General features: G+C 67.9%; 5 protein-coding genes and 1 pseudogene. 1 reads left to right on the top strand and 5 read right to left on the bottom strand.

What is annotated here, in order from left to right; all coding sequences use genetic code 11:
• The 5 genes and pseudogenes from ACOJSF_RS09125 to ACOJSF_RS09105 all read right to left on the bottom strand — a co-directional run.
• Nucleotides 1–403: biotin/lipoyl-containing protein (locus ACOJSF_RS09125; protein WP_420141899.1), on the bottom strand; the 403-nt coding region annotated here is incomplete at its 3' end.
• Nucleotides 403–1,407 (bottom strand): annotated as a pseudogene (locus ACOJSF_RS09120) (alpha-ketoacid dehydrogenase subunit beta). The gene ACOJSF_RS09125 and the pseudogene ACOJSF_RS09120, both read right to left, overlap by 1 nt.
• Nucleotides 1,408–1,469: 62 nt before the next feature.
• Nucleotides 1,470–2,741, bottom strand: coding sequence for a 3-methyl-2-oxobutanoate dehydrogenase (2-methylpropanoyl-transferring) subunit alpha (locus ACOJSF_RS09115; RefSeq protein WP_420141898.1), 1,272 nt, complete (start codon nt 2,739–2,741; stop codon nt 1,470–1,472).
• Between the two features lie 114 nt (nt 2,742–2,855).
• The gene (locus ACOJSF_RS09110) at nt 2,856–3,515 is read right to left on the bottom strand and encodes a hypothetical protein (protein WP_420141897.1); all 660 of its coding nucleotides are present in this window, start codon (nt 3,513–3,515) and stop codon (nt 2,856–2,858) included.
• 2 nt (nt 3,516–3,517) lie between these two features.
• Nucleotides 3,518–3,979 carry a DUF1465 family protein gene (locus ACOJSF_RS09105; RefSeq protein WP_420141896.1) on the bottom strand — a complete coding sequence of 154 codons (462 nt, stop codon included), beginning with the start codon at nt 3,977–3,979 and terminating at the stop codon, nt 3,518–3,520.
• A gap of 203 nt (nt 3,980–4,182) precedes the next feature.
• Here ACOJSF_RS09105 and ACOJSF_RS09100 point away from each other — a divergent pair, with 203 nt between their 5' ends.
• A complete protein-coding gene (locus tag ACOJSF_RS09100; protein WP_420141895.1) occupies nt 4,183–4,653 on the top strand; it encodes an Hsp20 family protein in 471 nt (156 codons plus the stop codon).
• Nucleotides 4,654–4,906 lie beyond the last annotated feature (253 nt).

Raw genomic sequence — 4,906 nt, 5'->3', positions numbered from 1 at the left:
GGGGGTGGTGGGGACCTGCGGCTGGCCACGCGCGCGGGGCCCCCCCCCCCCCCCCCCCCCGGGGGGCGGCGCCCCCCCCCCCCGCGCCGGGGAGGATCGATTCCGCAACCGCCGCTGCCTCCGGAGGCGCGACCTGGATAGTCGGCTCCTCAACCGCTCCGCCTTCGCTGTCCACCCCCCCCTGCACGGTTCCGATCGAGTTCGGATCGCCGACCTCGCCGGCAATCTCGACCACCGTGCCCGTCACCGGCGCGGTCATTTCGACCGTCGCCTTGTCGGTCATCATGTCGCACAGCGGATCGTCCTCGCCGATCCGGTCGCCGACCTTCACGTGCCAGGCGACGATCTCGGCCTCCGCGATGCCCTCGCCGATATCCGGCAGCTTGAACGGGACGCGCGCCATCAGCCCTCCATCACCTTCTCGATCGCTTGGGTGAGGCGCACCGGCCCCGGAAAATAGGCCCATTCCAGGCTGTGCGGATAGGGCGTGTCCCACCCCGTGACGAGCTCGATCGGCGCCTCCAGCGCGTAGAATCAGCGCTCCTGCACCAAAGCGGCCAGTTCCGCGCCAAAGCCGCCGGTGCGTGTCGCTTCGTGCACGATCACGCACCGCCCGGTCTTCGTGACCGACGCCTCGATCGCCTGGATGTCGAGCGGCACCAGCGTGCGCAGGTCGATAATCTCGGCATCGACCCCCATCGCCTCGACCACGCCCCTCGCCACGTGGACCATCGTGCCATAAGCGAGGATGGTGAGGTCGCCACCCGCGCGCACCGTCGCCGCCTGCCCCAGCGGCACGCGGTAATAACCCTCGGGCACCGCGCTCGCCGGATGCTTGGCCCACGGCGTCACCGGACGATCATAATGGCCGTCGAACGGGCCGTTGTAGATGCGCTTGGGCTCGAAGAAGATGACGGGGTCGTTGTCCTCGATCGCCGCGATCAGCAGTCCCTTCGCGTCATAGGGATTGGACGGCACCACCGTCTTCAGCCCCGCCACGTGCGTGAAGATGCCCTCCGGGCTCTGGCTGTGCGTCTGCCCGCCGAAGATGCCGCCGCCGAACGGCGATCGCACCGTCATCGGCGCGATATAGTCGCCCGCCGAACGATAGCGCAGCCGCGCCGCCTCGCTCACCAACTGGTCGAGCGCGGGATAGATATAATCGGCGAACTGGATCTCCGGCACCGGACGCAGGCCATAGGCGCACATGCCGACCGCGACGCCGATGATGCCCAATTCGGTGATCGGCGTGTCGAATACGCGGGTCTTGCCGAACTTGCGCTGCAATCCCTCGGTCGCCTTGAATACGCCCCCGAAATAGCCGACATCCTCACCCATCACGACGATGTCGGCGTCTCGCGCCATCATTACGTCCAGCGCCGAATTGATCGCCTGGATCATGTTCATCGTGCGAGGGGCTTCTCCCTCCACTGGAGCCGTCTCGACAGGGGACGGGGCGTCCGGAGCGCTCATATTCCCGCTTTCCGACGCTCGGCATGCATCTGGTCGCTCTGCTCGCGCAGATGCCACGGCATCTCTTCGAAAACGTCCTCGAACATCGTGGCGAAGGGATGCTGGTAGAGGCCGTCGGACAGGATCCCGATCGCCTCCGCCTCTTTCTGCGCCGCGCGCACTTCCTCGGCGACCGCGCGATCCATCTCCGCCTGCTGCGCCTCGTCCCACGCGCCGATCGCCACCAGATGTTGCTTGAGCCGCGCGACCGGGTCGCCCAGCGGCCATTTCACATTCTCCTCCGCCGACCTGTATTTGGTCGGGTCGTCGGAAGTGGAATGTCCCTCCGCGCGATAGGTGAAATGCTCGATCAGCGTCGGGCCGGCATTGGCGCGCGCGCGCTCCGCCGCCCATTCGGTCGCGGCATAGACCGCGAGCGCGTCGTTTCCGTCGACGCGCAACCCCGCCATCCCATATCCGATCGCACGCGCGGCGAAGGTCGTCGCCTCCGCCCCCGCAAAGCCCGAAAAGCTCGATATCGCCCACTGATTGTTGACGACGTTGATGATGACCGGGGCGCGGTAGACACTGGCAAAGGTGCAGGCCGAATGGAAATCGCCCTCGGCGGTCGATCCCTCGCCGCACCAGGCGGCGGCAATGCGCGTGTCCCCCTTGGCCGCGCTCGCCATCGCATAGCCGACCGCCTGTGGCAGTTGCGTCGCGAGATTGCCCGAGATCGAGAAGAAGCTCGACGCGCGCGACGAATACATGATCGGCATCTGCCGGCCCTTCAGCCGGTCGGCCTTGTTCGAATAGACCTGGCACATCATGTCCACCAGGCTGTGCCCGCGCGCGATCAGGATCCCCTGCTGGCGGTAGGAGGGGAAGATCATGTCGCCACGGTCGAGCGCATGCGCCGGCGCGATCGATGTCGCCTCCTCGCCCGTGCATTTCATGTAGAAGCTGGTCTTGCCCTGCCGCTGCGCGCGATACAGGCGATCGTCATAGGCGCGGGTGAGCGCCATGTGCCGCAGCATCGCGACCAGCCGGTCGGGGTCGAGACGCGGATCCCAAGGGCCGACCGCGCGGCCATCATCGTCGAGCACGCGGATCAGGCCGTAAGCATGATCGCGCATTGTGGCCGGATCGGCGTCGATCGGCGGTCGCGCGACGAGGCCCGCCTCGCCCCGGTCGAAGTCGGCATAATCCACCGCGTCGCCCGGCCGGAAGCGCGGTTCCGGCACATGCAGCGACAGCGGCGGCAGATTGGGCGCCACGCCGTCAGCCATCGTCATCCTCGTCCAACGCCCCCGTTGATCGGAGGCTGCTTATCGATGCCACGGTAACTTTATTTCAGCGAAGCGCAACAATCCTCAATCGCAGCGACCGACCGGCCTGTCGCGTCAGCGGCGCGCCTGACGCGGCGCGGGGACCGGCTGGCACGGGCCCTCGATCTCCGCCTGCTGCGGCGTGCGCGGGAGCGCCGCGAGCACGAGGCGGCCCTGCGCCTTGCTGTCGAGCGTGTCGAACCGGCGCCCGGCGGCGGCAAGAAATTCGCCGCGCGTCACCACCCGATCGATATCGGCGTCCGCCCCCGACACGGGTTGCGGAATATTGAGCCAGGCGAACTGGCCCGCGCCCGTCGGATACCAGTAACCGCTCTCCCCCGACTTCAGCTTGGGCCGGCGCACGGGCACTGGCGCGCGGCGCGCGGCGTAGAGCGAGATTTCGGGCGCCACGTCGCGCTCGTAAGCGGTCACCTCGTCCGGCGTCAGCCGCCCGTCGTGGTCGGTATCGAGCCGCGCGAAGAAGCGGGCGGCATCCGCCAGGAATTCGACGCGGTCGACCGCGCCGTCGCTGTTGCGGTCGGCGGCCGCGAACCACAGGGTGGACGGATAAGGCTGTCCGGATGCGCCGCGGAACGGCTCGCCCATCGGCGACACGAACAGCGCGCGCGTATCGGGTGCCGCACAATAGGGCGCGTCCTTGGGGATCCTGACCTTCTTCGCGGCACCCGCCGGCACCGCCAGCAGCAGCGCCGCCATGATCCAGCCCGCCCGCATGATCAGAAGGCGCGCTCCAGCCGCTGGATCAGCGTGCGCGCCGGGCTGCCGATGCTGACCGGGCTGTCGATCCCCTCCGCCATCCGCGAGGCGCGCGCGTGAAGGTCCATCCCCGCCATGATCAGTCGCCGCGCCGCCGTCGGCAGAGCGCCGAGCACGCCCGGGTCGCTGGGCGTACTCTCGCCCAGCCGTCGCTCGGGCAGGGAAGGATTACCCTCCGCCACTTCGCCCGCGGCGATCGCGCGGCGCAGCGCCAGCCAGGAGATGACGTGCATCAGCCGGGTCGTGGCCTTCAGCGCCTCGCACGCAAACTGCACCCGCGCCGGCGGGGCCAGGCTCTCACGCTCGGCGCGCCCCGCGCTGTCGTAATAAGCATGCGTTTCATCCGCGAGGAGCAGCGCCTCGATATACAGCGCCTCGGCGGCGCGGTCCGAAAATGTCGGTCCGGCGGAAACGACAGCCATTAGCTCTTACCCCTTCCCGCGCGCGACCTTGCCACAGCCCGTCTATGCGCGAAATGGACAAAGAAGGTTAGCGGGATGCTTGAAACCGTTTCGTCGCTTCCTACCTCGCCTTCAGCTTTCGTCGCCATCTGGGGCGAAGGCAGAATGGCCCGGCGGGCATCCGCGGGCCACCGATGTTTTATCGCTTTGTGGAAGGATGAACCATGCGTACCTTCGATTTCGCGCCGCTGCTGCGCACCTCGATCGGCTTCGAGAACCTCAACCGCTTGGTCGATTTCGCGACCCGTGGCGAGGGCGATGCCTATCCTCCCTACAATATCGAGAAGGTGGGCGATGACGCCTATCGCATCTCGATGGCCACCGCCGGCTTCCGCCGCGACGAACTGGATCTCACCGCGCAGGACAATGTCCTGATCGTCACCGGCCGGGCGCTCGATGGCGCCGAAGGCGATGCGCGCGAATTTCTGCATCGTGGCATCGCCAAGCGCGCGTTCGAGCGCCGCTTCCAGCTCGCCGACACCATCAAGGTGACGGGCGCGAGCTATAATGACGGCCTGCTCGACATCCAGCTCGTTCGCGAGGTGCCGGAGCACAAGAAGCCCCGCACGATCCAGATCGAAGGAAGCACGCAGCCGGCGACGATCGACGCGGTCAACGATCGCCGGGCGGCGTAACACGCCTGGCGCAGCGCCGGCGCGCCTAGCCCCCCATAGGGCGCGCCAGGCCTCCAAGGCCCCCTTCCGCCTCCGCGCGGGAGGGGGTTTTGTGAATCCGCACGCGATCGTTGGCGGATGCCGCCAAAAGGAAAGGGCGCGGAAGCCGAAGCCCCGCGCCCTCTTCTATTCCACGATCCGACCGGATCAGGCGGCGACGCGCGCGCCTTCCGGCAGGGCGGCCTTGGCCTGCGCGATGATCGCGCTGAACGCG

The sequence above is a fragment of the Sphingomonas sp. genome, from assembly GCF_048594985.1.
Lineage (GTDB): Bacteria > Pseudomonadota > Alphaproteobacteria > Sphingomonadales > Sphingomonadaceae > Sphingomonas_I.
The sequence above is the reverse complement of the archived record's forward strand: the minus strand, read 5'-3'. Positions and strand labels throughout refer to the sequence as shown.

Coding starts and splice junctions, on each gene's coding strand:
- ACOJSF_RS09100 (WP_420141895.1), top strand. CDS start 4,183: ATGCGTACCTTCGATTTCGCGCCGCTGCTGCGCACCTCGATCGGCTTC.
- ACOJSF_RS09105 (WP_420141896.1), bottom strand. CDS start 3,979: ATGGCTGTCGTTTCCGCCGGACCGACATTTTCGGACCGCGCCGCCGAG.
- ACOJSF_RS09110 (WP_420141897.1), bottom strand. CDS start 3,515: ATGCGGGCGGGCTGGATCATGGCGGCGCTGCTGCTGGCGGTGCCGGCG.
- ACOJSF_RS09115 (WP_420141898.1), bottom strand. CDS start 2,741: ATGGCTGACGGCGTGGCGCCCAATCTGCCGCCGCTGTCGCTGCATGTG.